The organism is Enterobacter vonholyi, from assembly GCF_040834095.1.
GTDB lineage: Bacteria > Pseudomonadota > Gammaproteobacteria > Enterobacterales > Enterobacteriaceae > Enterobacter > Enterobacter vonholyi.
The window spans coordinates 1,257,914-1,282,947 of sequence record NZ_CP162152.1; the positions used below are offsets into that span (position 1 = coordinate 1,257,914).

The 25,034-nt window shown below is 55.2% G+C and carries 20 protein-coding genes; 6 read left to right on the forward strand and 14 right to left on the reverse strand.

The window, feature by feature from the left end; all coding sequences use genetic code 11:
- Positions 1–27: 27 nt before the first annotated feature.
- Genes AB3N39_RS05920 through nagB form a run of 3 tightly spaced genes read right to left on the reverse strand, consistent with a single transcriptional unit; the run spans position 28 to position 3,261 of the window.
- A complete protein-coding gene (locus tag AB3N39_RS05920) occupies positions 28–1,248 on the reverse strand; it encodes an N-acetylglucosamine repressor (RefSeq protein WP_367897138.1) in 1,221 nt (406 codons plus the stop codon).
- An 8-nt stretch (positions 1,249–1,256) separates the two neighbouring features.
- A complete protein-coding gene (nagA, locus tag AB3N39_RS05925; RefSeq protein ID WP_127730047.1) occupies positions 1,257–2,405 on the reverse strand; it encodes an N-acetylglucosamine-6-phosphate deacetylase in 1,149 nt (382 codons plus the stop codon).
- 55 nt (positions 2,406–2,460) lie between these two features.
- Complete coding sequence (nagB, locus tag AB3N39_RS05930) at positions 2,461–3,261, reverse strand: glucosamine-6-phosphate deaminase (protein WP_013097568.1); 801 nt, start codon at positions 3,259–3,261, stop codon at positions 2,461–2,463.
- A 328-nt stretch (positions 3,262–3,589) separates the two neighbouring features.
- Between nagB and nagE the strand changes: the two genes are divergently transcribed.
- From nagE to chiQ, 4 genes are all read left to right on the forward strand, one after another.
- A complete protein-coding gene (gene nagE, locus AB3N39_RS05935) occupies positions 3,590–5,611 on the forward strand; it encodes an N-acetylglucosamine-specific PTS transporter subunit IIBC (RefSeq protein ID WP_111964384.1) in 2,022 nt (673 codons plus the stop codon).
- 169 nt (positions 5,612–5,780) lie between these two features.
- On the forward strand, positions 5,781–7,448 hold the full coding sequence (gene glnS / locus AB3N39_RS05940; protein ID WP_115874500.1) for a glutamine--tRNA ligase: 1,668 nt from the start codon (positions 5,781–5,783) through the stop codon (positions 7,446–7,448).
- Positions 7,449–7,894: 446 nt separating this feature from the next.
- A complete protein-coding gene (gene chiP / locus AB3N39_RS05945) occupies positions 7,895–9,292 on the forward strand; it encodes a chitoporin (RefSeq protein ID WP_032661118.1) in 1,398 nt (465 codons plus the stop codon).
- A gap of 47 nt (positions 9,293–9,339) precedes the next feature.
- Entirely contained in the window at positions 9,340–9,666 is a 327-nt protein-coding gene (gene chiQ, locus AB3N39_RS05950; RefSeq protein ID WP_133295410.1) for a ChiQ/YbfN family lipoprotein, read from the forward strand.
- 92 nt (positions 9,667–9,758) lie between these two features.
- Here chiQ and fur read toward each other — a convergent pair whose 3' ends face one another.
- The 4 genes from fur to ybfF all read right to left on the reverse strand — a co-directional run bounded on the left by fur (position 9,759) and on the right by ybfF (position 12,372).
- A complete protein-coding gene (gene fur / locus AB3N39_RS05955) occupies positions 9,759–10,205 on the reverse strand; it encodes a ferric iron uptake transcriptional regulator (protein WP_014169146.1) in 447 nt (148 codons plus the stop codon).
- A 291-nt stretch (positions 10,206–10,496) separates the two neighbouring features.
- Entirely contained in the window at positions 10,497–11,027 is a 531-nt protein-coding gene (gene fldA, locus AB3N39_RS05960) for a flavodoxin FldA (protein WP_008501067.1), read from the reverse strand.
- A gap of 155 nt (positions 11,028–11,182) precedes the next feature.
- Positions 11,183–11,470: a LexA regulated protein gene (gene ybfE / locus AB3N39_RS05965; RefSeq protein ID WP_023334913.1), complete on the reverse strand. Its 288-nt coding sequence runs from the start codon at positions 11,468–11,470 to the stop codon at positions 11,183–11,185.
- A 128-nt stretch (positions 11,471–11,598) separates the two neighbouring features.
- On the reverse strand, positions 11,599–12,372 hold the full coding sequence (gene ybfF / locus AB3N39_RS05970; RefSeq protein WP_115874502.1) for an esterase: 774 nt from the start codon (positions 12,370–12,372) through the stop codon (positions 11,599–11,601).
- 183 nt (positions 12,373–12,555) lie between these two features.
- Between ybfF and seqA the strand changes: the two genes are divergently transcribed.
- The gene (gene seqA / locus AB3N39_RS05975; protein ID WP_008501070.1) at positions 12,556–13,104 is read left to right on the forward strand and encodes a replication initiation negative regulator SeqA; all 549 of its coding nucleotides are present in this window, start codon (positions 12,556–12,558) and stop codon (positions 13,102–13,104) included.
- Between the two features lie 24 nt (positions 13,105–13,128).
- The gene (gene pgm, locus AB3N39_RS05980; RefSeq protein WP_111964379.1) at positions 13,129–14,769 is read left to right on the forward strand and encodes a phosphoglucomutase (alpha-D-glucose-1,6-bisphosphate-dependent); all 1,641 of its coding nucleotides are present in this window, start codon (positions 13,129–13,131) and stop codon (positions 14,767–14,769) included.
- A 103-nt stretch (positions 14,770–14,872) separates the two neighbouring features.
- Here pgm and potE read toward each other — a convergent pair whose 3' ends face one another.
- The 7 genes from potE to kdpB all read right to left on the reverse strand — a co-directional run bounded on the left by potE (position 14,873) and on the right by kdpB (position 25,018).
- Positions 14,873–16,186 carry a putrescine-ornithine antiporter gene (gene potE / locus AB3N39_RS05985; RefSeq protein WP_143344834.1) on the reverse strand — a complete coding sequence of 438 codons (1,314 nt, stop codon included), beginning with the start codon at positions 16,184–16,186 and terminating at the stop codon, positions 14,873–14,875.
- Positions 16,183–18,381 carry an ornithine decarboxylase SpeF gene (gene speF, locus AB3N39_RS05990; RefSeq protein WP_325848762.1) on the reverse strand — a complete coding sequence of 733 codons (2,199 nt, stop codon included), beginning with the start codon at positions 18,379–18,381 and terminating at the stop codon, positions 16,183–16,185. Before speF ends, potE begins: the two co-directional genes overlap by 4 nt.
- Positions 18,382–18,635: 254 nt before the next feature.
- The gene (gene speFL, locus AB3N39_RS05995) at positions 18,636–18,740 is read right to left on the reverse strand and encodes a leader peptide SpeFL (RefSeq protein ID WP_003858645.1); all 105 of its coding nucleotides are present in this window, start codon (positions 18,738–18,740) and stop codon (positions 18,636–18,638) included.
- A gap of 279 nt (positions 18,741–19,019) precedes the next feature.
- Positions 19,020–19,697: a two-component system response regulator KdpE gene (kdpE, locus tag AB3N39_RS06000; RefSeq protein ID WP_111964377.1), complete on the reverse strand. Its 678-nt coding sequence runs from the start codon at positions 19,695–19,697 to the stop codon at positions 19,020–19,022.
- Positions 19,694–22,381 (reverse strand): two-component system sensor histidine kinase KdpD, encoded by a 2,688-nt coding sequence (gene kdpD, locus AB3N39_RS06005; RefSeq protein ID WP_133293997.1) that lies wholly within the window; start codon positions 22,379–22,381, stop codon positions 19,694–19,696. Before kdpD ends, kdpE begins: the two co-directional genes overlap by 4 nt.
- Positions 22,382–22,957: a potassium-transporting ATPase subunit KdpC gene (gene kdpC, locus AB3N39_RS06010; RefSeq protein WP_133293998.1), complete on the reverse strand. Its 576-nt coding sequence runs from the start codon at positions 22,955–22,957 to the stop codon at positions 22,382–22,384.
- 12 nt (positions 22,958–22,969) lie between these two features.
- Positions 22,970–25,018 carry a potassium-transporting ATPase subunit KdpB gene (gene kdpB / locus AB3N39_RS06015; protein ID WP_367897139.1) on the reverse strand — a complete coding sequence of 683 codons (2,049 nt, stop codon included), beginning with the start codon at positions 25,016–25,018 and terminating at the stop codon, positions 22,970–22,972.
- Between the last annotated feature and the right edge of the window lie 16 nt (positions 25,019–25,034).

The following is a 25,034-nucleotide window of genomic DNA, read 5'->3' on the forward strand; positions in this document are numbered from 1 at the left end:
AAAAGAAGGCGTTACTATAAGGTTCGATCAGTTTTCCAGCAAATGCTGGAGCAGAATTCCGTTGAGCATGGCGCGTTTGACCAGCGCGAACGCGCCAATCGCCGAGCGATGGTCAAGTTTTGAACGAACCACCGGAAGATTCTGGCGGAATGCTTTCAGCGCCTGGGTGTTAATACAGCCTTCAATCGCAGGGAGCAGAACCTTTTCCGCTTCCACAATTTCACCGGCGATCACCACTTTTTGTGGGTTAAACAGGTTAATGGCGATGGCGATGGTTTTCCCCAGATGACGTCCAACCTGCTCGATCACTTCGCAGGCCAGCGCGTCGCCTTTATTAGCGGCTTTGCAGATGGTGCCTATCTTGCAGTCGTCCAGCGTGACGCGGCTTTGATAACCCTGTTCAAGCAGATGGCGAACGCGCTGCTCGATGGCCGTGTTGGCGGCGATCGTTTCAAGGCAGCCAAAGTTGCCGCAGTGGCAGCGCTCCCCGAGGGGTTCAACCTGAATGTGGCCGATCTCTCCGACGTTACCGTTGCGCCCAATAAAAATCCGGCCGTTAGAGATAATGCCTGCACCCGTACCGCGGTGGACGCGCACCAGAATAGAGTCTTCACAGTCCTGGCTCGCACCAAAGTAGTGCTCTGCCAGCGCCAGAGAGCGGATGTCGTGACCCACAAAGCAGGTCACTTTAAAACGCTTTTCCAGCGCGTCGACCAGCCCCCAGTTTTCAACCTGAATGTGCGGCATATAGCGGATCACGCCGCTTTCCGGGTCGACCAGGCCGGGCAGGATCACGGAGATGGCGATGAGTTCGCGGATCTTGCGCTGACAGCTTTCAATAAACTGCGCGATGGTATTGAGCAGCGCATGTTCCAGCGTCTCCTGGGTGCGTTCCGGAAGAGGGTAGTGTTCTTCCGCAATGGCTTTACTGCTCAGATCGTACAGCGTGAGGGTAGTGTCATGGCGGCCCAGACGGACGCCAATAGCCTGAAAATTGCGGGTTTCGGTAATAATAGAGATGGCGCGGCGGCCCCCGGTGGAGGCCTGCTGATCGACTTCTTTGATCAGACCGCGCTCAATGAGCTGGCGGGTAATTTTTGTCACGCTGGCGGGAGCAAGCTGGCTTTGTTCGGCTATCTGAATCCGCGAGATGGGGCCGTGCTGGTCAATCAGGCGGTATACCGCCGCACTGTTAAGTTGTTTAACGAGATCGACATTACCGATTTGAGCTTGTCCGCCAGGTGTCATACTTTTACTTACTCAGTGACGACCTCGTTACCATTAACGATGGTCTTAATAATTTTATAATCGTGTGTGAATGCCGTCAGGTTTGCAACCATACCTGGTGCAATTCCGCCGAGCTGTTTATCCACGCCCATTGCGCGAGCCGGATACAGGGTTGCCATACGCAGGACTTCATCAAGCGCAATCCCGCAATGTTCTACCAGGTTACGCACCCCTTCAATCATGGTCAAAGAGGAACCGCTCAGCGTACCGTTTTCATCCACACACAGTCCATTGCGGTAGTATATTGTTTTACCGGCAAAAATGAACTGCTCAATATTTGCACCTGCCGGTGCGGTGGCATCCGTCACCAGACAAAGCTTGTCACCTTTCAGCCGCTTAGCGTTGCGAATGTTGGTGTAATCGACGTGTAAGCCGTCAGCAATAATGCCGCAGTAGACGTCTGGCTCATCCAGAATCGCCCCGACCAGACCCGGTTCACGGCCTGTGATATACGGCATGGCGTTGTAAAGGTGAGTTGCGAAAGTAATTCCCGCGCGGAAACCGGCTTTCGCTTCTTTCAGCGTTGCGTTTGAGTGGCCTGCTGAAACGATAATCCCGGCGGCGGCCAGCTTGCTGATTACATCCGTACCCGTCATTTCAGGCGCCAGCGTCACTTTGGTGATCACATCGGCGTTGGCACACATGTAGTCAACCAGCTCTGCATCAGGTTTACGCACGTAGTCCGGGTTATGCGTTCCTTTCTTGACCATATTCAGCCATGGCCCTTCAAGGTGCAGACCCAGCGCCTGGTTAGGATGTTTGGCCAGGTATTCTCGCATCACGCGGATACCCTGCTTCATAAGGTCATCACTGCTGGTGATGAGCGTTGGCAGATAGCTGGTGCAGCCCGATTTCTCGTTGGCTTTCTGCATGATCTCCAGAGTTTCTACCGTCACCGCATCCGCGGTGTCATTGAATTGCACACCGCCGCAGCCGTTGAGCTGCACGTCGATGAAACCGGGGGAGATTACTGCTCCATTGAGTGAGCGCTGTTCAATCTCCGGCGGCAGTTCTGCCAGCGGGCAAACACGTTCAATCAGGCCATCAGCGATAACAATCGCATGGTCATCCAGAATATCATGGCCGGTATAAATCCGACCGTGGGTTAAAGCGTACATAACGACCCCCGGTTAAAAAAAGCGGCCGCCTCTTGATGAAGAGGCGGTTATTCAATTACAGACCTTTGATGTTCTCAGCTTCTAACTCGTTGAAGTACTTCAGCGTTTTAACCTTCAGCTCCATCGTGGATGGTTCGTCGCAGACGATGACTGATTTCGGATGCAGCTGCAGGCAGCTTATGGTCCACATATGGTTTACGTTGCCTTCAACGGCAGCCTGGAGCGCCTGGGCTTTCACGCTGCCCAGCACCAGAATCATCACTTCTTCAGCATCCAGCAGGGTGCCTACGCCTACGGTCAGGGCGTATTTTGGAACCTGGTTCACATCGCCGTCAAAGAAGCGGGAGTTTGCCACGCGCGTGTCATGGGTCAGCGTTTTAATACGGGTGCGGGAAGCCAGAGATGACGCCGGTTCGTTAAACGCGATGTGACCATCATTACCTACACCACCCATAAACAGGTGGATCTTACCGTAAGAACGGATTTTTTCTTCATACTGACGGCATTCTGCGTCAATATCAGGCGCGTTTCCATTCAGCAGGTTAATATTTTCAGCTGGAATATCAACGTGATCAAAGAAATTACGGTGCATAAAGCTATGGTAGCTTTCCGGGTGGTCTTTCGGTAAGCCAACGTATTCATCCATGTTGAATGTCACAACATGCTTGAAGCTAACCTGGCCTGCTTTATGCATCTCAACCAGCGCCTTGTAGGCGGTCAGCGGTGTGCCGCCTGTCGGAAGTCCAAGAACGAAAGGACGATCGGCAGTTGGTTTAAAGGCGTTGATACGGTTAACGATATGGCGAGCGGCCCATTTACCAACTTGTTCAGCAGTTGCCAGGGGAATCAGTCTCATTGTTCACCTCAAGAGTTAAAGTAGAAGAGTGGGCGGATAGCTATCGGAACCTGATACTTAAGCGTAACCTGGAAACTTTCAGGCCGGATCAATCCGTCTTGATTTTTTGAATGATAAAATAAGTTTTCACTGTTAGCCAGTGAAAGGGAGGGTTAATAACGATATTTGGTGACAAAAATCACAAAAAGTACGCGTTTAATTTGCGATACGAATTAATTTTTCACACACTCACAATGCCAGTGAAGCATCAACTGTATCTATAGTTCGTGACACAATAAAAAACAGAGCTGAGAACATGCCTTAAACGGGGTCTCATAGGGGGAAGAAAGTGAGTATTCTAGGTTATTTACAAAAGGTTGGCCGCGCACTTATGGTGCCGGTCGCCACGCTGCCTGCCGCAGCCATCCTGATGGGTGTCGGCTACTGGATCGACCCCAACGGCTGGGGTAATACCAGCGCGCTGGCGGCGTTCTTTATCAAGTCAGGTTCCGCCATTATCGACAATATGTCCGTGTTGTTCGCGATTGGTGTGGCTTACGGTATGTCCAAAGACAAAGACGGTGCCGCTGCGCTGACCGGTTTTGTCGGTTTCCTCGTCTTAACCACTCTCTGCTCACCTGCAGCAGTGGCCATGATCCAAAAAATTCCGGCGGACCAGGTTCCGGCGGCATTCGGTAAGATCAGCAACCAGTTTGTCGGTATCCTTGTGGGTATCATCTCTGCCGAACTGTATAACCGCTTCAGCAGCGTAGAGCTGCCAAAAGCGCTCTCCTTCTTTAGCGGCCGCCGTCTGGTCCCTATCCTGACCTCGTTTGTGATGATCGTTGTCGCGTTCATCATGATGTACGTCTGGCCGATGATTTTCGACGGTCTGGTGAACTTCGGTGAGCACATCCAGAAACTGGGTTCTGTCGGTGCGGGCGTGTACGCGTTCTTCAACCGTCTGCTGATCCCGGTTGGTCTGCACCACGCGCTGAACTCCGTGTTCTGGTTCGACGTTGCCGGTATTAACGATATCCCTAACTTCCTGGGTGGCGCACAGTCCATCGAAGCAGGTAAAGCGGTTGTCGGTATCACCGGTCGTTACCAGGCGGGCTTCTTCCCGATCATGATGTTTGGTCTACCGGGTGCTGCGCTGGCTATCTACCACTGCGCGCGTCCAGAGAATAAAGCGAAAGTGCTGGGTATCATGATGGCGGGCGCGTTCGCGGCCTTCTTCACCGGTATCACCGAGCCGCTGGAGTTCTCCTTCATGTTCGTGGCGCCGGTTCTGTATGTGATCCACGCCGTGCTGACCGGTATCTCCGTGTTCATCGCTGCCAGCATGCAGTGGATTGCCGGTTTCGGCTTCAGCGCCGGTCTGGTGGATATGGTGCTTTCGTCCCGTAACCCGCTGGCGACCCACTGGTGGATGCTGATCCCGCAAGGTCTGGTGTTCTTCGCGATCTACTACGTAGTGTTCCGTTTCACTATCACCAAATTTAACCTCATGACACCGGGTCGTGAACTGGCCGTGGCCGGTAGCGAAGCGGATGGTCAGGATGTGAACGTGAGCGGTGCTCAGGACCAGGACGTTTCAGGTCTGGCGCGTCAGTACATCGCCGCAGTAGGCGGTTCTGACAACCTGACCGGTATCGATGCCTGTATCACTCGTCTGCGTCTGAACGTCAAAGACTCTTCCCTGGTGAACGAAGCGCTGGCCAAACGTCTGGGCGCGTCCGGTGTTATCCGCCTGAACAAAACCAGCGTGCAGATTATCGTTGGCTTTGTGGCAGAGAAAATTGCTAATGCCATGAAAACTACCGGCCCGGTAGCCGCAGCAGAAGCTTCTGTCGCACCTGCCGCCGCGCCAGCGGCTGCAAAACCGCAGGCGGTACCCAACGCCAAAACGATAGCCGCGCTGGTTTCACCGGTAACCGGTGAAGTCGTTGCGATTGAGCAGGTGCCTGACGAAGCCTTCGCCAGCAAAGCGGTCGGTGACGGTGTGGCGGTGAAACCAACGGACAAAACCGTTGTGTCTCCGGCTGCCGGTACCATCGTGAAAATCTTCAACACCAACCATGCGTTCTGCCTCGAAACCGAAAATGGCGCGGAGATCGTTGTCCATATGGGTATCGATACCGTTGCGCTGAACGGCCAGGGCTTTACTCGTCTGGTGGAAGAGGGCGCTGAAGTGGTGGCTGGGCAACCGATTCTGGAAATGGATCTGGACTTCCTGAACGCCAACGCGCGCTCCATGATAAGTCCGGTCGTTTGCAGCAACATCGACGACTTCAGCGGCCTGGTCATTCAGGCGAAAGGTCAGGTTGTTGCGGGTCAAACACCGCTGTACGAGATTAAAGGCAAGTAATCGCTCCTGAGTAGAGTCATGCCTTAAGCGGCGGGGGAGATCCTCCGCCGCTTTTTTTTGCAGCAAATGCCCCCATTATTTTCTTCAGAGACGTTTTAAGGGTTGTCACTACGTCCGGCTTATAAGATCATATGCCGTTATACGTTGTTTACGCTTTGAGGAATCCACGATGAGTGAGGCTGAAGCCCGCCCGAGTAACTTTATTCGTCAGATCATCGATGAAGATCTGGCCAGTGGTAAGCACACCACAATTCATACCCGCTTTCCGCCGGAGCCGAACGGCTACCTGCATATCGGGCATGCGAAGTCCATCTGCCTGAACTTTGGCATTGCGCAAGACTACCAGGGACAGTGCAACCTGCGTTTCGATGACACCAACCCAGTAAAAGAAGACATCGAATACGTTGAGTCCATTAAGAACGACGTGCAATGGCTGGGCTTCAACTGGTCTGGCGATATCTGCTACTCCTCTGACTATTTTGATCAGCTGTACGCCTATGCGGTAGAGCTTATCAACAAGGGTCTGGCGTATGTCGACGAGCTGTCTGCTGACGAGATCCGTGAGTATCGCGGTACGCTGACCGCACCGGGCAAAAACAGCCCGTTCCGCGACCGCAGCGTGGAAGAGAACCTGGCGCTGTTTGAAAAAATGCGTGCCGGTGGCTTCGAAGAAGGCAAAGCGTGCCTGCGTGCCAAAATCGACATGGCGTCTCCGTTTATCGTGATGCGCGATCCGGTGCTGTACCGCATTAAGTTTGCGGAACACCACCAGACCGGCAACAAGTGGTGCATCTACCCGATGTACGACTTTACCCACTGCATCAGCGATGCGCTGGAAGGCATTACGCACTCCCTGTGTACGCTGGAGTTCCAGGACAACCGTCGTCTGTACGACTGGGTTCTGGATAACATCACCATTCCTGTGCATCCGCGCCAGTACGAGTTCTCTCGCCTGAACCTGGAATACACCGTGATGTCCAAGCGTAAGCTGAACCTGCTGGTGACCGACAAGCACGTTGAGGGCTGGGATGATCCACGTATGCCTACCATTTCTGGTCTGCGTCGTCGTGGTTACACTGCCGCCTCTATTCGTGAGTTCTGCAAACGTATCGGCGTGACCAAGCAGGACAACACCATCGAGATGGCGTCTCTTGAATCATGCATTCGCGAAGATCTCAACGAAAACGCTCCGCGCGCGATGGCGGTTATCGATCCGGTGAAACTGGTTATCGAAAACTATCCGCAGGGTGAAAGCGAGCTGGTCTCCATGCCTAACCATCCGAACAAGCCGGAAATGGGAAGCCGTGACGTGCCGTTCAGCGGCGAGATCTGGATTGACCGCGCTGACTTCCGCGAAGAAGCCAACAAGCAGTACAAGCGTCTGGTGCTGGGTAAAGAAGTGCGTCTGCGTAATGCCTACGTCATCAAAGCCGAGCGCGTTGAGAAAGATGCAGAAGGGAATATCACCACCATCTTCTGTTCTTATGATGCTGAAACGTTGAGCAAAGATCCTGCGGATGGCCGCAAGGTGAAAGGCGTTATCCACTGGGTGAGCGCATCCCACGCGCTGCCGGTAGAAATTCGTCTGTACGATCGTCTGTTCAGCGTGCCTAACCCTGGTGCTGCGGAAGACTTCCTGGCGACCATCAACCCGGAATCTTTGGTGATTAAGCAGGGTTATGCGGAGCCTTCTCTGAAAAACGCTGAAGCAGGCAAAGCGTTCCAGTTCGAACGTGAAGGTTACTTCTGCCTGGACAGCCGTCACAGCACGGCAGAAAAACCGGTATTTAACCGTACCGTAGGTCTGCGTGATACCTGGACGAAGATCGGCGAATAATATTGCTGGTCTGGTCAATGAGAGACAAACGCCGCACTATGCGGCGTTTTTTTATTTAACGATCAGGGTATTAAGCCAGGGCCTAAAAAGGTGTGATAAAAATATCAGGTCAATGAGGTGCTACTTATTTTTCAAAAAAAAGTTTGTGTCATTAGGAAAAACAAAAAGGTTATAAGAAAGGGAAGATGTTTCTCGTCTAGCCACTGAAATAATTGAAAATTCCCCGCCATTCCTCGCCTCCCTGCAAATGTTACAAAGCACTACTGATTATGTGCACTTCGTCATAATCCTGACTTTTGTCCGCTAAAAAGCATTGATAATTCGCGTCGCGAAAAATAACCTAACGACGGTAGTTAATTCGAGGGTATTTAAAACTACCCCTGACCATTTGGTCTTTTTTATTTACGCCGTTTCAGGCGTTTTAATTCGTCAAAGAGGAATAATCTATGCGTACGTTCAGTGGCAAACGTAGTGCGCTGGCGCTGGCTATTGCCGGTGTGACAGCAATGTCGGGCCTGGTAGTGACACCAGAGGCGAAAGCGGCGGGCTTCATCGACGATTCTACCCTCACGGGCGGTATCTATTACTGGCAGCGTGAACGTGACCGTAAAGACGTCACCGAAGACAAATACAAAACCAACCTTTCTCATTCCACCTGGAACGCCAACCTGGACTTCCAGTCAGGCTATGCCGCGGATATGTTCGGTCTGGATATTGCTGCGTTTACCGCGATTGAAATGGCGGAAAACGGCGACAGCGCCCACCCGAACGAAATTGCCTTCTCCTCCAGCAATAAAGCGTATAAAGAAGACTGGTCCGGGGATAAGAGCGGCATCAGCCTGTACAAAGCCGCTGCAAAATTTAAATACGGTCCGGTATGGGCGCGCGGTGGTTATATTCAGCCAACTGGCCAGACCCTGTTAGCACCGCACTGGAGTTTTATGCCGGGTACCTATCAGGGTGCGGAAGCCGGGGCGAACTTTGACTACGGTGATGCGGGTGCGTTGAGCTTCTCCTATATGTGGACCAACGAGTACAAAGCACCCTGGCACATCGAGATGGACAAGTTCTACCAGAACGATAAGAAAACCAAAGTCGATTATCTCCACTCGCTGGGGGCGAAATACGACTTCAAAAACGATCTGGTTCTCGAAGCAGCATTTGGCCAGGCGCAAGGGTATATCGATCAGTACTTTGCCAAGGCCAGCTATAAGTTTGATGTCGCGGGTAGCCCGCTGAGTACCAGCTATCAGTTCTACGGTACGCGCGACAAAGTCAGCAACGGTGGCGTCAATGACATTTATGATGGCACCGCGTGGCTGCAGGCGCTAACCTTCGGCTATAAGGTCGGTCAGGTTGATTTACGTCTGGAAGGAACATGGGTGAAGGCGGAAGGGCAGCAGGGCTACTTCCTGCAGCGTATGACCCCGACCTATGCCTCATCCAACGGTCGTCTTGATATCTGGTGGGATAACCGCTCAGACTTCAACGCCGACGGCGAGAAAGCGGTCTTCTTCGGCGCAATGTACGACCTGAAAAACTGGAACCTGCCTGGCTGGGCGGTGGGCGCTTCTTACGCTTACGCCTGGGATGCAAAACCTGCCGATATGGCAACTCCGGACGCATACTACGATCCCAACTATCGCCTGAAAGAGTCTTCTTACAGCCTCGATGCTATCTATACCCTGCAGGATGGCCGCGCGAAAGGCACAATGTTCAAACTGCACTTCACTCAATATGACAACCACTCCGATATCCCGAGCTACGCGGGCGGTTACGGCAACATCTTCCAGGATGAACGTGACGTGAAATTCATGGTTATCGCACCGTTCACTATCTTCTGATGAATCTTCCGGCGGGTTAGATCCCGCCGGACCGGAGACTGCATATGATGAAAAAAATCGTAATCGTCGCGTTACTGGCATCAGGGCTGGTGGCGTGTGCTCAGAGTGAGGCACCGAAAGAAGATTCCCGGCTGAAGGAGGCCTATAGCGCCTGTATTAATACAGCAGAAGGATCGCCGGAGAAAATTGACGCCTGTCAGAGCGTGCTGAACGTGCTGAAGAAAGAGAAAGCGCATGAGCAGTTTGCGACGCGGGAGAATGTCCGCGTGATGGATTACCAGGCCTGTATCCAGGCGCGTAAAACCGGTAACGATCAGGAAGTGACCAAGCGTTGCGATAAGATCTGGAACGAGATACGCAACAATAATAAATAAGTTGCTTTACGCCCGGTGGCGCTGCGCTTACCGGGCTTTTTTCTGGCAAAAAAAAGCCAACCTTTCGGCTGGCTCAGAGTATGAACACTTGATTATTTTGCGTCGTGCGCGTGGTCATCTTCGCGGCAGTCGCCTTCAGCGCAGTGACCGTAAAGATACAGGCTGTGGTTGGTCAGGCGGATACCGTGACGCGCGGCGATTTCACGCTGGCGCGCTTCGATGGAATCATCGCTGAATTCAATGACCTTGCCGCAGTCGAGGCAGATCAAATGATCGTGGTGCTGCTGCTGGGTCAGTTCGAAAACAGATTTACCGCCTTCGAAATTATGACGGGTGACAATGCCCGCGTCATCAAACTGGTTCAGCACGCGATAGACGGTAGCCAGCCCAATCTCTTCACCCATGTCGATAAGACGTTTATAAAGGTCTTCCGCACTGACATGGTGATTGTCTGGACCCTGAAGCACTTCGAGGATTTTTAACCGAGGAAGCGTAACTTTCAGGCCAGCCTTCTTTAATGCGGTATTGTTGTCAGTCATGCGGAATCTGTCCTGTTGCTAAACGATTCACTTCTGTAGGAAGTGACAGAAAATGCACCTGGGATAATGCGTCTCATTATAGAACTGCCATGGCTAAATGAAAACTGCAAGTCTCAGGCAAAATATGCTTATAAAAATGGGGTATCACCAACAAACTTGCTCGATGGAAAACCACATTTTATCAGGGAGACATTGTACAGGTCTGGGCGAAAAAGTTAAAAGATTGTAGCAATTAATTTAATCGGTTTGACCTGGTGCACGGGCGCAACCGCCGTTGCGCCGCGAGAAAAATCAGGCGTTAAGAATATCGTCCAGGTGCAGCTCTTCACGGATCTGCTTAACCCATTTCTCAACGCGCTCTGCGGTCAGTTCTGGCTGACGGTCTTCGTCGATGGCCAGACCCACGAAATGATCGTCATCGGCCAGGCCTTTAGACGCTTCGAAGTGGTAACCAGCGGTCGGCCAGTGGCCTACGATAACCGCGCCATTCGGCTCAATGATGTCGCGGATGGTACCCAGCGCGTCACAGAAATACTCAGCGTAGTCTTCCTGGTCACCGCAGCCAAACAGGGCAACTAGCTTACCGTTGAAGTCCACTTCTTCCAGCGTCGGGAAGAAATCATCCCAGTCGCACTGGGCTTCACCGTAGTACCAGGTTGGGATACCCAGCAGCAGAATATCATAGCCTTCCAGATCTTCTTTGCTGCTCTTGGCAATGTCATGCACATCAGCAACGTCTTTACCGAGCTGTTTTTGAATGTTTTTTGCGATATTTTCGGTATTGCCGGTATCACTGCCAAAGAAAATGCCGATGATTGCCATGAGTAAAATAACCTCTTGAAACTTAATAGTATGGTGGCGCAATTCGGCCACGGATAAGGGCAATAATAGCAGAACTGGCAACCCTGCGGAAACAGCTATCGCGCAGGACTGCACTCTGTGCTACATGAAAAGGGTAATAAAGGGGATTTTCAGACTTATGCCTGGCTGCGCAACGTCTCAAGCTGGGCGATTAACATCTCTTCAATGAGCTCGCTGCGGCTGATATTTCGCGCGTCAGCCAGCTCGTTCAGCGCATCGACGGCGTCGGCGTTAAGCTTCAGTTCGACACGCTTAAGCCCGCGATTTTTATCGCGTTTAAGCTGATTGCGTTTATTGATACGCAGCTGTTCATCGCGCGAAAGCGGATTCGTCTTCGGTCGTCCCGGGCGACGCTCATTCGCGAACAGATCTAGTGTCGTACGGTCCGTTTGTTCTTTGGCCATGATTCTGAGACTTCGGGGGAAACACGCCGCCCTGCTAATGCCCGGGCGATAAGCGCGCCATCATACATCACCAAAAACGGCACGCCAACGACTGGAAGCCCGCAGCCTTCCAGTCGCTTTCTTTTTAATCAATTTGTCGTATCAGCGAGATAGCGGCGAATGGCGCGCAGCACGGCATCGGGTTTTTCTGCGTGCACCCAGTGTCCGGCACCGGCAATCACGTGGGCGCGAGCCTGCGGGAATTGGGCCAGCAGCGTGTCGCGGTACGCGTCGGTAACGTAAGGAGAGTTACCGCCGCGAATAAAGAGGGTAGGGTGCGGCCAGGCGGGGACGGTTTCCCAGCCCACGATGTTGTTGTACTGGTTCCAGAGCACCGGCACGTTAAAACGCCATTGGCCGTCAACAAACGACTTCAGCAGGAACTGGACTACGCCTTCTTCATCAAGATGCTCACGCATGACGGCAGCCGCCTGTTGGCGAGTCGCGACGCCCGCTTCGGTGACCGCATTGATGGCGGCAAAAATTTCGTCGTGGCGGCGGACGTCGTAATCCACGGGCGCAACATCAATTACAATCAGGCCGTTAATACGCTCCGGGGCCAGTGCCGTCAGGGCCATCACTGCTTTGCCACCCATTGAATGCCCGATGAGGGTCACCTTTTGCAGGTCGTTGGCATCCAGCGTATCCAGCAGATCCTGCGCCATTGCCGCGTAGGTCATCTCGTCGGAACGGCCGGAAAGACCGTGATTGCGCATATCGACCTGTAAAATATCGTGGTCAGTAACCAGATCGCGCGCCAGCACGCCCAGGTTATCCAGGCTGCCAAAAAGCCCGTGAACCAGTACGATGGGAGAATTATTGTTCGGCGATTGTGCAGTTTGCGCTCGGGTATTCAATTTCATGGCAAAGTTCTTTTTTTACGTATGTCAGGTTAGGGTATCATGTTGACCATTCTGCCGCCCGGCTGCAAGGTTCCAGTTTAATCTGACTTTTGCCGCCAACCTGGTTTGACGCTATCCGCTGTTGGGATTTGACCTTATAATCCCAATGACTTGTATTCAGATAAGATATCGCACTGGATTAAGATGAAAACAATCGAAGTTGATGACGAACTCTATCAGTATATTGCCAGCCAGACGCGGCATATCGGGGAGAGCGCGTCCGACATTTTACGGCGCATGCTTAAAATTTCCGCCGCTTCACAGCCTGCTACCCCAGTCACCAAAGATGTCGTGTCTCAGCCAAGCGTTGTTGCACAAGCAAAACCTGCCGTGACGCCGGCAAAAGATAAAGTGCGCGCGATGCGCGAGCTGCTCCTTTCCGATGAATACGCGGAGCAGAAAAAGGCGGTTAACCGCTTTATGCTGGTGCTGTCTACACTTTACTCACTGGATAACAAAGCGTTTGCTGAAGCGACCGAGTCGCTGCACGGTCGTACTCGCGTCTATTTCGCGGGCGACGAGCAGACGCTGCTGCAAAATGGCAATCAAACCAAACCCAAACATGTTCCTGGCACCCCGTACTGGGTGATCACCAATACCAATACGGGCCGCAAGTGCAGCATGATTGAACACATCATGCAGTCCATGCAGTTCCCGGCGGAATTGATTGAAAAGGTTTGCGGTACAATTTAACCCTTGCATCAGAAGGACCCGGTAATGGCAAATCACAGCCGTGCAGGCCAACCTGCACAACAAAGCGATTTGATTAACGTCGCTCAGCTGACCGCGCAGTATTACGTGCTGAAGCCGGTCGTGGGCAACGCAGAACACGCAGTGAAGTTTGGTACATCTGGTCACCGCGGCAGCGCGGCGCGCCACAGCTTTAACGAACCGCACATTCTGGCCATTGCTCAGGCCATTGCGGAAGAGCGCGCTAAAAACGGCGTTACCGGTCCGTGCTACGTGGGGAAAGATACCCATGCCCTGTCTGAACCGGCGTTCATCTCTGTTGTGGAAGTGCTGGCGGCAAACGGTGTCGATGTGATTGTTCAGGAGAACAACGGCTTCACCCCAACGCCTGCGGTCTCTAACGCCATCCTGGTGCACAACAAAAAAGGTGGCGCGCTGGCTGACGGTATCGTTATCACGCCATCCCACAACCCGCCGGAAGACGGTGGTATCAAATATAACCCGCCTAACGGTGGCCCGGCAGATACCAACGTCACCAAAGTGGTGGAGGATCGCGCGAACGCGCTGCTGGCTGATGACCTGAAAGGCGTGAAGCGCATCTCTCTGGATGCGGCCATGGCGTCCGGCCACGTGAAAGAGCTGGATCTGGTTCAGCCGTTCGTGGAAGGCCTGGCGGATATCGTCGATATGGCGGCCATCCAGAAAGCCGGCCTCAAGCTGGGCGTGGATCCGCTGGGCGGCTCCGGTATCGAATACTGGAAACGTATCGCCGAGCACTACAAGCTGGATCTGACCATCGTGAACGATCACGTCGATCAGACCTTCCGCTTTATGCATCTGGACAAAGACGGCGCGATCCGTATGGACTGCTCCTCCGAGTGCGCGATGGCGGGCCTGCTGGCGCTGCGTGATAAATTCGATCTGGCGTTTGCTAACGACCCCGATTATGACCGTCACGGTATCGTCACCCCTGCCGGGCTGATGAACCCGAATCACTATCTTGCGGTCGCAATTAACTATCTGTTCCAGCACCGTCCGCAGTGGGGCAAAGAGGTGGCTGTCGGTAAAACGCTGGTTTCCTCGGCGATGATCGACCGCGTGGTTGAGGCGCTGGGCCGCAAGCTGGTGGAAGTGCCGGTGGGCTTCAAATGGTTTGTTGACGGTCTGCACGACGGCAGCTTCGGCTTCGGCGGTGAAGAGAGTGCGGGCGCATCTTTCCTGCGTTTCGACGGCACGCCATGGTCAACCGATAAAGACGGCATCATCATGTGCCTGCTGGCGGCGGAAATCACCGCGGTCACCGGTAAGAACCCGCAGGAACATTACAACGAGCTGGCGGCACGCTTTGGTGCACCAAGCTATAACCGTATTCAGGCCAGCGCGACGTCAGCCCAGAAAGCGGCCCTCTCCAAACTCTCACCGGAGATGGTCAGCGCAAGCACCCTGGCGGGCGACCCGATCACCGCACGTCTGACGGCGGCACCGGGTAACGGCGCCTCCATTGGTGGACTGAAAGTGATGACCGAAAACGGCTGGTTCGCCGCGCGTCCATCCGGCACGGAAGATGCGTATAAAATCTATTGCGAAAGTTTCCTCGGCGCTGAGCATCGTCAGCAGATTGAGAAAGAAGCGGTAGAGATTGTCAGCGAAGTGCTGAAAAACGCGTAAGTGCGGTTTGGGTGCGGGCTGATGCCCTCATCCTGACCCTCTCCCGAAGGGAGAGGGAGAAAACAATAAAACGGCAACCCTTGGGTTGCCGTTTTGCTTTGACCTAACTGTGCTTGTTCTTCAATTCAAACCGTGGTGACACCAGACCGTACAGCGTCCAGCCCATAAAGGTTACCATTGCCCCGTAGAGCATCGCTTCCTGGCCCGATGAGTAGAGCGCATAGAAGCTGTAAATCGCGCCAATCAGCGCCACGATATTGGCCGCGCGCGCTTTGCGCGGATCCACCTTCGCCACTTTCTGAATGATCACCAGCGCCGCCATCGACAGAATATACGGAATGATATTCGTCACGACAGCCAGGTTGACCAGCACGTTAAACTGGCTGTTCAGCGACGGGCTAATGGTCATCAGCGACAATCCACTCTGGAAGATGACAATCGCCAGCATGCCCTGCACCGGCGCATCGGCTTTGGTCACGCGGGAGAAGATTTTTGGGAAGTACCCTTCATCAGCCGAGGATTTAAACACCTGCGCGATGGTGAACTGCCAGCCAAGGAGTGAACCGCAGCACGACATGACCATCAGACCCATAATCACTTTCCCGACTTCCGGCGTGAACATCTGCGCGAAGGCCAGTCCGAACGGCGCCGTAGAGTTAGCAAGATCCATGTTTGGCACAATCCCGGCAATCACGTTAGTCGAGACGATATAGATCACCGCCGCGCCCAGCGTACCGCCGAGGACCGCAATCGGGACGTTCTTTTCCGGATTATCAACCACTTCTGCGTTCGCGCAGGCGGATTCCAGACCGAGGAAGGCCCAGAGCGTCATGGCGATAGAAGAGCAGACTGCACTGAAGAACGGCACATGGTGCGGGTTCCAGGAGTTGGCGTACAGGGTCGGGCTGAACCAGAACCAGCCGATGATGCACAGGCCGACAACGGGAATAATTACCCCCCAGACGGTGATGCTGGAGAGCTGTCCGGTGATACGCGCCCCGCCAAAGTTAGCCACGGTGCAGATCCACAGCACGCCGATTGTGGCCAGGCCAATCTGTACCGGGCTGAGCGTCACGCCAAACAGCTCCGTACCGTAGCCCACGGCGGAGATGGCAATCGCCACGTTGGCGATCAGCAGTGACACCCCGTAGGTATAGTTGGCCATAAAGTTGCCAGACTTACCAAAGGCATACTCGGCGTAGCCCCCCATGCCGCCTGACTTGCGGCTGAACATCCCGCACTTGGCAAACGCCCACGCCAGCGCCATTGAGCCTACGGCGGTCACCAGCCAGGAGATGATAGAGATGGTACCCACCTCAGCCAGTTTGGTTGGCAGCATGATAATCCCGGAGCCCATCATGTTCACCATGGTGAGGATAGTTAGCTGCACCACGCCCATCTTATTGGACTTACTCATAATTTCTCTCCTTTCAGCAGCGCGGGCTGAGTGGCGGGTTGTTTGATGACGTTACAGCGAACCTGTTTGCGGCCCTCGCACTCTTCGACGTACACACCCTGCAGCTCCGGCGCGAAGCCCGGCAGCAGGTTGATGCCTTCTTCCAGCGCCGCGAAGTAGCGCAGCACGGAGCCGCCCCAGACCTCCCCAGGGACCACGCACAATACCCCCGGCGGATAAGGAAGGGCGCCTTCCGCGGCGATGCGGCCTTCCGCGTCGCGCAGTGAAACCAGTTCAACTTCACCGCGCAGATAGGCGTAGTTGGCGTCCTGCGGGCTCATCATCACGCGTGGGAAATGGGACTTGCGGAACATCTCTTTCTGCAGCTGCTTCACGTTGTGGCGGGCATACAGGTCATGCATCTCCTGGCAGATCTGGCGCAGGGTGTAATCCGCGTAACGTTCCGGATGCTGTTTGTAGAGAGAAGGCAGGACGTCTTTCAGCGGAACATCGCTCTCGAGCAGTTTTTCGAAGCGCACCAGCTGCGCCACCAGCTGCTGTAGTTTGCCCATATCTTCCGCAGGCGTGAGCAGGAACAGGATCGAGTTGAGATCGCATTTTTCCGGCACGATGCCGTTTTCACGCAGGAAGTTAGCGAGGATAGTGGCGGGCACGCCGAAGTCGTCATACTCCCCGGTGCGGGCGTTAATGCCCGGCGTGGTTAGCAGGAGCTTGCACGGGTCGATAAAGTACTGATGCTCGGCGTAGCCTTCAAAGGCGTGCCAGTTTTCACCCGGTACGAAGTGGAAGAAGCGCAGATCGGTCGCAATTTCCGCCGTGTCCCAGCTTTCCCACGGACGGCCATCCACCGTCTCCGGCACGAAGGGGCGCAGATAATGGCAGTTTTCCAGAATCAGCTTGCGCGCTTCGATACCGTTCACCACGCAGTCCATCCACATGTTGCGGCCGCTCTGGCCTTCATGCATACGGGCGTTAATGTCCAGCGCAGCGAACAGCGGATAAAACGGGCTGGTGGAGGCGTGCATCATAAAGGCATTATTCAGCCGCTTGTGCGGGACATAGCGCTGCTGTCCTTTGATGTGGCTATCTTTCTTGTGGATTTGCGAGGTCTGGGAGAAGCCCGCCTGCTGTTTATGCACGGACTGGGTAACCAAAATCCCCGGGTCGTTTTCGTTCAGCTCCAGCAGCAGCGGAGAGCAGTCGGCCATCATCGGGATAAACTGCTCGTAACCCACCCAGGCGGAGTCAAACAGGATGTAATCACACAGATGCCCAATCTTATCCACCACCTGACGGGCGTTATAGATGGTGCCATCGTAGGTACCCAGCTGGATCACCGCCAGGCGGAACGGACGCGCATCGCGTGCACGGCTCGGCGCCACCTCCGCCACCAGCTCGCGCAGATAACTTTCTTCAAAACAGTGGGCGTCAATGCCGCCGATAAAGCCGTACGGGTTGCGCGCGGTTTCCAGATAGACCGGCGTTGCACCGGCCTGGAGGAGGGCACCGTGATGGTTAGATTTGTGGTTGTTACGGTCGAACAGCACCAGGTCGCCCGGGGTGAGCAGGGCGTTAAGCACCACTTTGTTGGATGACGAGGTGCCATTCAGCACGAAGTAGGTCTTATCGGCATTAAAGACCTTCGCCGCATGTTGCTGCGCAATGCACGGCGCGCCTTCGTGAATCAGCAGATCGCCCATCGCCACGTCGGCGTTACACAGGTCGGAGCGGAAAAGCGTCTCGCCAAAGAAATCAACGAACTGATTGCCGGCAGGATGGCGGCGGAAGAACTGGCCGCCCTGATGGCCCGGGCAGTCAAACGCGCTGTTGCCCTGCTTCACGTAGTCGACCAGGGCGCGGAAAAACGGCGGGCGCAGCTGGGTTTCATACTTTTGGGCCGCTGCTTCCAGCTGGCGTCCATAAAAGTCGTTGCTGGTGTCTGAATACTCAAATACGCCATGAATGCGCGATAAATAGTCTGCCGGAATGAACTCTTCTTTCTGCGTCGCGACAAATACGGGAATGCCAAAACCGGTGGCTTCTATTTCGTCCAGTATGCCGCTGGCAATATCACTGACCGCCAGAACAATAGCGGCGACATCGATATAATCAGAGGCTCTGACATCCACCAGTTCACGCTGGGTGGTAAAGCAATCAGGACAAGCGCGGCTGGCTGCGATTTTTAAACTTTTCATCTTTCTCTCTTTATTTTAGGTAATAAGCGTCCCTCGATTTCTTGCAAGAAAGAAATCGATAATTTTCCGGAAAAAAAGCAAAGGGTGGCCGCTGATTAAAATCAGTACATTGCTTTTTTGAAGATTGAAATTCAGTCCGCCCGGTGCGGATGAGTCTGAATCAAGATGAATGAGCGCACGAGTTCACAGGCAAATACCTGTAAAATAAGATGTTTCAGGATAACCTGTAAGCGAGTGCGCCAGAAGTCGAAGGACTACCGGGCATTAAAGAGATGAAAGTCAAAGCAGTTTCGGTGGGCAAACATCATGATATGCGTTGTCCGCCTTATATGGGGCATTAAGCGATTGTTGTTTTCCATGTTTCATTTTCCTTTCAGTAATTGAAAGCATGGTCATTTTATCCAGGAAAAAGCGATTAACTGTGAACAAGATCACCGTTAACCGATCAAATCAGAAATAAATATTCGTTTTGGATGAATATCGCAGATCAAAACTCTGATTTGTTGGTGTTGCGTTAACAGGTTGTATTATCAATGTTTTAAATGAGCAAAAATAGCCCGTAAAAATAACGTATGGGTTATTTATGAAATATTGTCTGAGGTATTTCGGTTTTATTTAAAAATAAAATGAATAGTTATTCAAAGCATAAACCGATAACCGATACCGGTTTCAGTTAATAAATGGCGAGGGCGAGCGGGGTCGACTTCGAGTTTCTGACGAAGATGTCCCATATATATGCGTAAATAGTGACTATGCTCCACGGCGTTGGGTCCCCACACCTGACTTAACAACTGGCGCTGGGTGAGAACCTTGCCGTGGTTGTTGAGCAGCACGGCGAGCAGGCGAAACTCAATGGGCGTAAGATGAATTTCCTCTTCGCCGCGCAAAATGCGCCGCGCGGCCAGGTCAACCCGGATATCCCCAAACGCGTAGGTTGGATCGGCAGGCGTGGTGGCGCTGTGGCGACGCAGCGCCACGCGAAGGCGAGCCTGAAGCTCGCCGATACCAAACGGTTTAATCAGATAGTCATCCGCCCCGGCATCCAGCGCGGCGATTTTATCCGTCTCTTCAGTACGGGCGGAGAGCACGAGGATCGGCATCTGGCTCCACTGGCGGACTTCACGAATAAAATCGATGCCGTCGCCGTCCGGGAGTCCAAGATCGAGGATCACCAGGTCCGGCTTGCGGGTGGCGGCCTCAATTAAACCCCGCTGAAGCGTACCCGCATCATGAACGCGCAGACCGTCTCCTTCCAGCGCAGCGCGCAGAAAACGGCTAATGGCGATCTCATCTTCAACAATCAGAACGTTGATCACAAATCCTCTGGTAATTCATTAAGTTCTGGCGGGGTTTCCAGAGGAAGTGTAACACAAAACCGCGCGCCGCCTTCGGGACGATTCACTGCGGAAATGGACCCGCCGTGGACGTCAATGATCGCCTGGCATATTGCCAGCCCCAGCCCCACGCCCGGAATGGCCGACTCCTTATTGCCGCGTGCGAATTTCTCGAAAATAGCCAACTCCTGCCCGGCTGGAATGCCGGGGCCGGTATCCCAGACGTTAAGGCGAAGCGCGCCATCTTCCACTGTCGCATCAACGCCAATTTGAGCACTGGCGCCCGCATATTTGCCGGCATTTTCCAGCAGGTTGATCAGCACCCGTTCAAACAGCGGACCATCGACATGAATTAAGGTCAGGGGCTCGGGCATGTTCAGCGCGATATGTCGCCCGCCCAGACCGGGTTCGAGCATTTTCAGCGCGCTGCCCACCACCTCTTCCAGCGTGAGCCACTCTTTTTTGAGGTTAAAACCGCCCGACTGGATACGCGCCATGTCGAGCAGGTTATTCACCAGGCGCGTGGTATTCAGCACGTGCTGGCGGATCTCGCTGGCCTGAAGGGCATGTTTAGAGCCTTCCGCCGCCAGGTCCAGCGTCAGAATTTCTGACTGGCCGAACAGGACGGTGAGCGGGGTACGCAGATCGTGAGACAGCGCCGCCAGCAGCGAGTTACGAATGCTTTCACGCTCGCTCGCCAGACGGGCCTGTTCCTCGCTGGCGGTGAGGGCCAGCCTCTCCAGCGCGCTGGCCACTAGTAGGGTAAAGGTCTCCAGCAGTCTCTGCTGTTCGGGGATCATCAGCTGGCGCAGGTTGGAAGGCTCCACGATGACCAGCCCCTGATTTTTATCGGCGCTGCGCAGGGGCAGAATTTGGTAGGGCACGCCGGGGAGGGTGTCGGTCCCTGCGCCCGCCGGTAAGCCTTTGTCAAAGCTCCAGCGCGCGATGGCTTCGTCCCAGGGCGTCATGCCTGAGGCCGACGTCAGCGGGCGCAGCTTGCCGTGTTCGTCCGGGAGTAAAATCAGGTTGCTGGCATGAAACGTCGAGCGGATAAACTGCTCGCTGGTCTGTACGATATCCAGCGGCGTGCGGCCCACCGCCAGCGATTTCGACATCTCATAGAGATGGCGCGTGCGCTGTTCGCGATAGCGGGCGATACGCGCCTGATAGCGCACGCCCGCCGTCAGATTGCCGATCACCAGCCCGACGGTGAGCATCACGGCAAAGGTGAGGATGTACTGCACGTCCGAGACGGCGAGCGTCCCGCGGGGAGCAATAAAGAACAGATCGAAGCTGATGACGTTAATCACCGTCGCCAGGACCGACGGCCAGCGCCCGTAAAAGAGCGCCACCACCACCACGCCGAGAAGGTAGATCATCACCAGATTGGCGGCGTCAAACGCAATCAGCCACTGGCTGGCAATCACGGTAATCAGGGCACAGAGCACGACGGCGACAAGACAGCCGCGAAGCTGAATGCGCCATTTATCGCTGAAGGTGCGGCTGTCTGGCGCACGATTGGGTAAGGGGATAGGTTTGTCGTCCAGCGCCACGATCACCAGATCCAGATCCGGCGCGCGACGGGCCAGCTTGTCGGCAAAGGATTCGCGGCTAAACCAGCGGCGATGCTGACGACGGCCAATGACGATTTTCCCCAGGTTATGCTCGCGCGCGTAGCGCAGAATGGCTTTATCTTCCTGAGGATCGGAAAGGGTGGCGGTTTCCGCACCCAGCTCCTGCGCAAGGCGCAGCGAACTCAGGATCGCGCGACGCTGGTTTTCGGGCAGCGCGTGCAGCTGCGGCGTTTCGACATACACCGCATGCCAGACGCTGCCAAATTTGGCAGCCAGGCGCGCGGCGGTGCGGACAAGCTTTTCATTGCCGCTGCCGTGGCCCACGCACAGCAGGATGGCATCCCGCGTGTGCCAGACGCGTTCCTGGCCCTGCAGGTCGCGCCAGGCGCGCATCTGATCGTCCACCCGGTCGGCGGTTCGGCGCAGGGCCAGCTCGCGCAGGGCTATCAGGTTGCCTTTACGGAAGAAATGTTCGATGGCGCGCTCGGCCTGGCCGGCGATATAGACTTTGCCTTCGTGCAGGCGCTGGCGCAAATCATCGGGCGGCAGGTCGACCAGCACCACCTCGTCTGCGGAATCGAAGAAGGGATCGGGCACCGTTTCGCGCACCTGAATGCCGGTCACGCCGCTGACCACATCGTTCAGGCTTTCGAGATGCTGAACGTTAACCGTCGTGAACACATCGATGCCGGCTTCCAGTAATTCTTCAACGTCCTGCCAGCGTTTAGGGTGGCGCGAGCCTGGCGCATTGCTGTGCGCCAGTTCGTCCATCAGGATAAGGGCAGGACGGCGGGCGAGGGCGGCATCGAGATCGAATTCAGTGACTAACCGACCGCGATGGCTGATGCGGCGGGGCGGCTGGGTTGCCAGCCCCTTCAGCAGTGATGCCGTCTCTTTACGTCCGTGGGTTTCAACCACGCCGATCAGAATATCGAGCCCCTGCGCCCGAAGCCGCTGGGCTTCCGTCAGCATGGCGAAGGTTTTCCCGACGCCCGCGCAGGCGCCGAAGAAAATTTTCAGTTTGCCGCGATGGGCTTCAGCCGTCTGTTCAAGCAGCCTGTCCGGATCCGGGCGCATGGGCTCGTCGGTCATTTAGTTTTTCCTTAGCGCGTCCAGCGCCAGATTCAGCTCAACAATATTTACCACGGGCATGCCGATGAAGCTGACCAGCGGCTTTTGCGTGTGCGCGGCAACCAGCTGGCTCACCTGTTCGACGGTCAGCTGACGGGCGGCGGCGACGCGCGGGATCTGCCATGCCACGGCTGCTGGCGTCAGGCTGTAGTCCAGCCCGCTGGCCGAGGTGGTCACCAGCTCCAGGGGAACGTCACGGCTGGCCTGTGGATTCGCGGCACGCAGGGCAGCCACGCGCTCAGTAACGGCTTTATCAAGCTCGGGGTTGCTGCCCGCCAGGTTACTGCCGCCGGATGCCATCGGATTATACGGGCTTTCGGCAGTGGCGGAAGGGCGTCCCTGGAAGTAGCGGGCATCCGTAAAGTTCTGACCAATCAGGCGAGACCCGCGGTTTTCACCGTTTTGCATAATCAGCGAGCCGTTAGCCTGATCCTTAAACCACCACTGGCCCAGCGCGGTGGTCACCAGCGGGTACAGCCCGCCGGTAATGAGAGACAGCAGAATAAACAGAAGTATAGCGGGGCGTAACATCGTCATTTGATTCACCTTTTAAACCAGGTCGAACAGCGTCAACAGCAGGTCGATAACCTTGATACCGACGAAGGGCACCACCAGCCCGCCCAGGCCGTAAATCCACAGGTTGCGGCGCAGCATGGCGGCCGCCGTGAGCGGCTTATAGCTCACGCCCTTCAGCGCCAGCGGGATCAGGAAGACAATAATCAGGGCGTTAAAGATCACTGCGCTCAGAATGGCCGAGGCCGGAGAATGTAGGTGCATTACGTTCAGGGCGTTTAATTGCGGATAGGTCGCAGCAAACGCGGCCGGAATGATGGCGAAATACTTCGCCACGTCGTTAGCGATACTGAACGTGGTCAGCGAGCCGCGCGTCATCAGCATCTGCTTGCCGATGTGTACCACTTCAATCAGTTTGGTCGGGTTAGAGTCGAGGTCGACCATGTTGCCCGCCTCTTTGGCTGCCTGGGTACCGGAGTTCATCGCCACCGCCACGTCGGCCTGCGCGAGGGCAGGAGCATCGTTGGTCCCGTCACCGGTCATCGCCACCAGACGGCCTTCCGCCTGATACTGACGAATCAGTGCCAGCTTGGCTTCCGGTGTGGCTTCGGAAAGGAAATCATCCACGCCCGCTTCGGCGGCAATCGCCGCGGCGGTAAGACGGTTATCCCCGGTGATCATCACCGTTTTGATCCCCATCTTACGCAGCTGGGCAAAGCGCTCCTTGATGCCGCCTTTGACGATATCCTTCAGCGCAATCACCCCGAGCACGCGCGCGCCTTCGGCCACAACCAGCGGCGTTGCCCCCTGACGGGCCACGCTTTCAACCAGGTTGTCCACTTCCGGTGGGAAGTAACCGTTGTTGGCCTCGATGTGGCGGCGGATCGCGTCAACCGAGCCTTTACGGATCATGCGATCCTGGATGTTGATGCCGCTCATGCGGGTTTGCGCCGTGAAGGGTACGAACGTGGCGTGCAGGCTCTGAACGTCGCGCTGGCGCAGGTTAAAGCGCTGCTTGGCGAGGATCACAATGCTGCGGCCTTCCGGGGTTTCATCAGCAAGCGAGGAGAGCTGCGCGGCATCCGCCAGCGTTTTTTCATCCACGCCCGGGGCGGGTAGGAAATCTGACGCCTGACGGTTACCAAGGGTAATGGTGCCGGTTTTATCCAGCAGCAAGACATCCACGTCACCGGCGGCTTCTACAGCACGCCCGCTGGTGGCGATGACGTTGGCACCGAGCATACGGCTCATGCCGGCCACGCCGATGGCCGACAGCAGGCCGCCGATGGTGGTGGGGATCAGACAAACCAGCAGCGCCACCAGTACCGTGACGGTGACCGCGGTACCGCCATACGCAGAGAACGGCCACAGCGTCGCGGTTGCCAGCAGGAAGACAATGGTCAAGGCCACCAGCAGGATGGTCAGGGCAATCTCGTTTGGCGTTTTACGGCGCTGTGCGCCTTCCACCATGGCGATCATCCGGTCGAGGAAGGTTTCACCCGGGTTAACGCTGCACTGGATCACCAGCCAGTCGGAGAGAATGCGCGTCCCGCCCGTCACGGAGGCGAAATCGCCGCCGGATTCACGGATAACCGGCGCGGATTCCCCGGTGATGGCGCTTTCATCCACCGATGCGCCCCCTTCAATGACTTCGCCGTCGCAAGGGATGATGTCACCGGCTTCAACCAGCACCACATCGCCTTTACGCAGTTCATCTGCCGGAACGTGGTCCATCTGAGCGCCGTATTTCGGTTCCCGTAGCTTGCGCGCGAAGGCGGTTTTTTTCACCCCTTTCAGGCTGTTGGCCTGGGCTTTACTCCGGCCTTCCGCCAGCGCTTCCGCAAAGTTGGCGAACAGCACGGTAAACCACAGCCACAGGCTGATGGCGCCGGTAAACATCGCATTTCCCGGCATATGGCCCGTTCCCATGGCAATCGCCAGGGCGGTGGTCAGGACGCTTCCCGCCCAGACGATAAACATCACCGGGTTGTGCCACTGCACGCGCGGGCTCAGCTTTTTCACCGCATCCATGAGCGCCTGGCGAACTAATGACGGTTCGAACAGGGCCAGTTGTTTACGACTCATGACAATTTCTCCGCAA

Coding starts and splice junctions, on each gene's coding strand:
- AB3N39_RS05920 (WP_367897138.1), bottom strand. CDS start 1,248: ATGACACCTGGCGGACAAGCTCAAATCGGTAATGTCGATCTCGTTAAA.
- nagA (WP_127730047.1), bottom strand. CDS start 2,405: ATGTACGCTTTAACCCACGGTCGGATTTATACCGGCCATGATATTCTG.
- nagB (WP_013097568.1), bottom strand. CDS start 3,261: ATGAGACTGATTCCCCTGGCAACTGCTGAACAAGTTGGTAAATGGGCC.
- glnS (WP_115874500.1), top strand. CDS start 5,781: ATGAGTGAGGCTGAAGCCCGCCCGAGTAACTTTATTCGTCAGATCATC.
- chiP (WP_032661118.1), top strand. CDS start 7,895: ATGCGTACGTTCAGTGGCAAACGTAGTGCGCTGGCGCTGGCTATTGCC.
- chiQ (WP_133295410.1), top strand. CDS start 9,340: ATGAAAAAAATCGTAATCGTCGCGTTACTGGCATCAGGGCTGGTGGCG.
- fur (WP_014169146.1), bottom strand. CDS start 10,205: ATGACTGACAACAATACCGCATTAAAGAAGGCTGGCCTGAAAGTTACG.
- fldA (WP_008501067.1), bottom strand. CDS start 11,027: ATGGCAATCATCGGCATTTTCTTTGGCAGTGATACCGGCAATACCGAA.
- ybfE (WP_023334913.1), bottom strand. CDS start 11,470: ATGGCCAAAGAACAAACGGACCGTACGACACTAGATCTGTTCGCGAAT.
- ybfF (WP_115874502.1), bottom strand. CDS start 12,372: ATGAAATTGAATACCCGAGCGCAAACTGCACAATCGCCGAACAATAAT.
- seqA (WP_008501070.1), top strand. CDS start 12,556: ATGAAAACAATCGAAGTTGATGACGAACTCTATCAGTATATTGCCAGC.
- pgm (WP_111964379.1), top strand. CDS start 13,129: ATGGCAAATCACAGCCGTGCAGGCCAACCTGCACAACAAAGCGATTTG.
- potE (WP_143344834.1), bottom strand. CDS start 16,186: ATGAGTAAGTCCAATAAGATGGGCGTGGTGCAGCTAACTATCCTCACC.
- speF (WP_325848762.1), bottom strand. CDS start 18,381: ATGAAAAGTTTAAAAATCGCAGCCAGCCGCGCTTGTCCTGATTGCTTT.
- speFL (WP_003858645.1), bottom strand. CDS start 18,740: ATGGAAAACAACAATCGCTTAATGCCCCATATAAGGCGGACAACGCAT.
- kdpD (WP_133293997.1), bottom strand. CDS start 22,381: ATGACCGACGAGCCCATGCGCCCGGATCCGGACAGGCTGCTTGAACAG.
- kdpC (WP_133293998.1), bottom strand. CDS start 22,957: ATGACGATGTTACGCCCCGCTATACTTCTGTTTATTCTGCTGTCTCTC.
- kdpB (WP_367897139.1), bottom strand. CDS start 25,018: ATGAGTCGTAAACAACTGGCCCTGTTCGAACCGTCATTAGTTCGCCAG.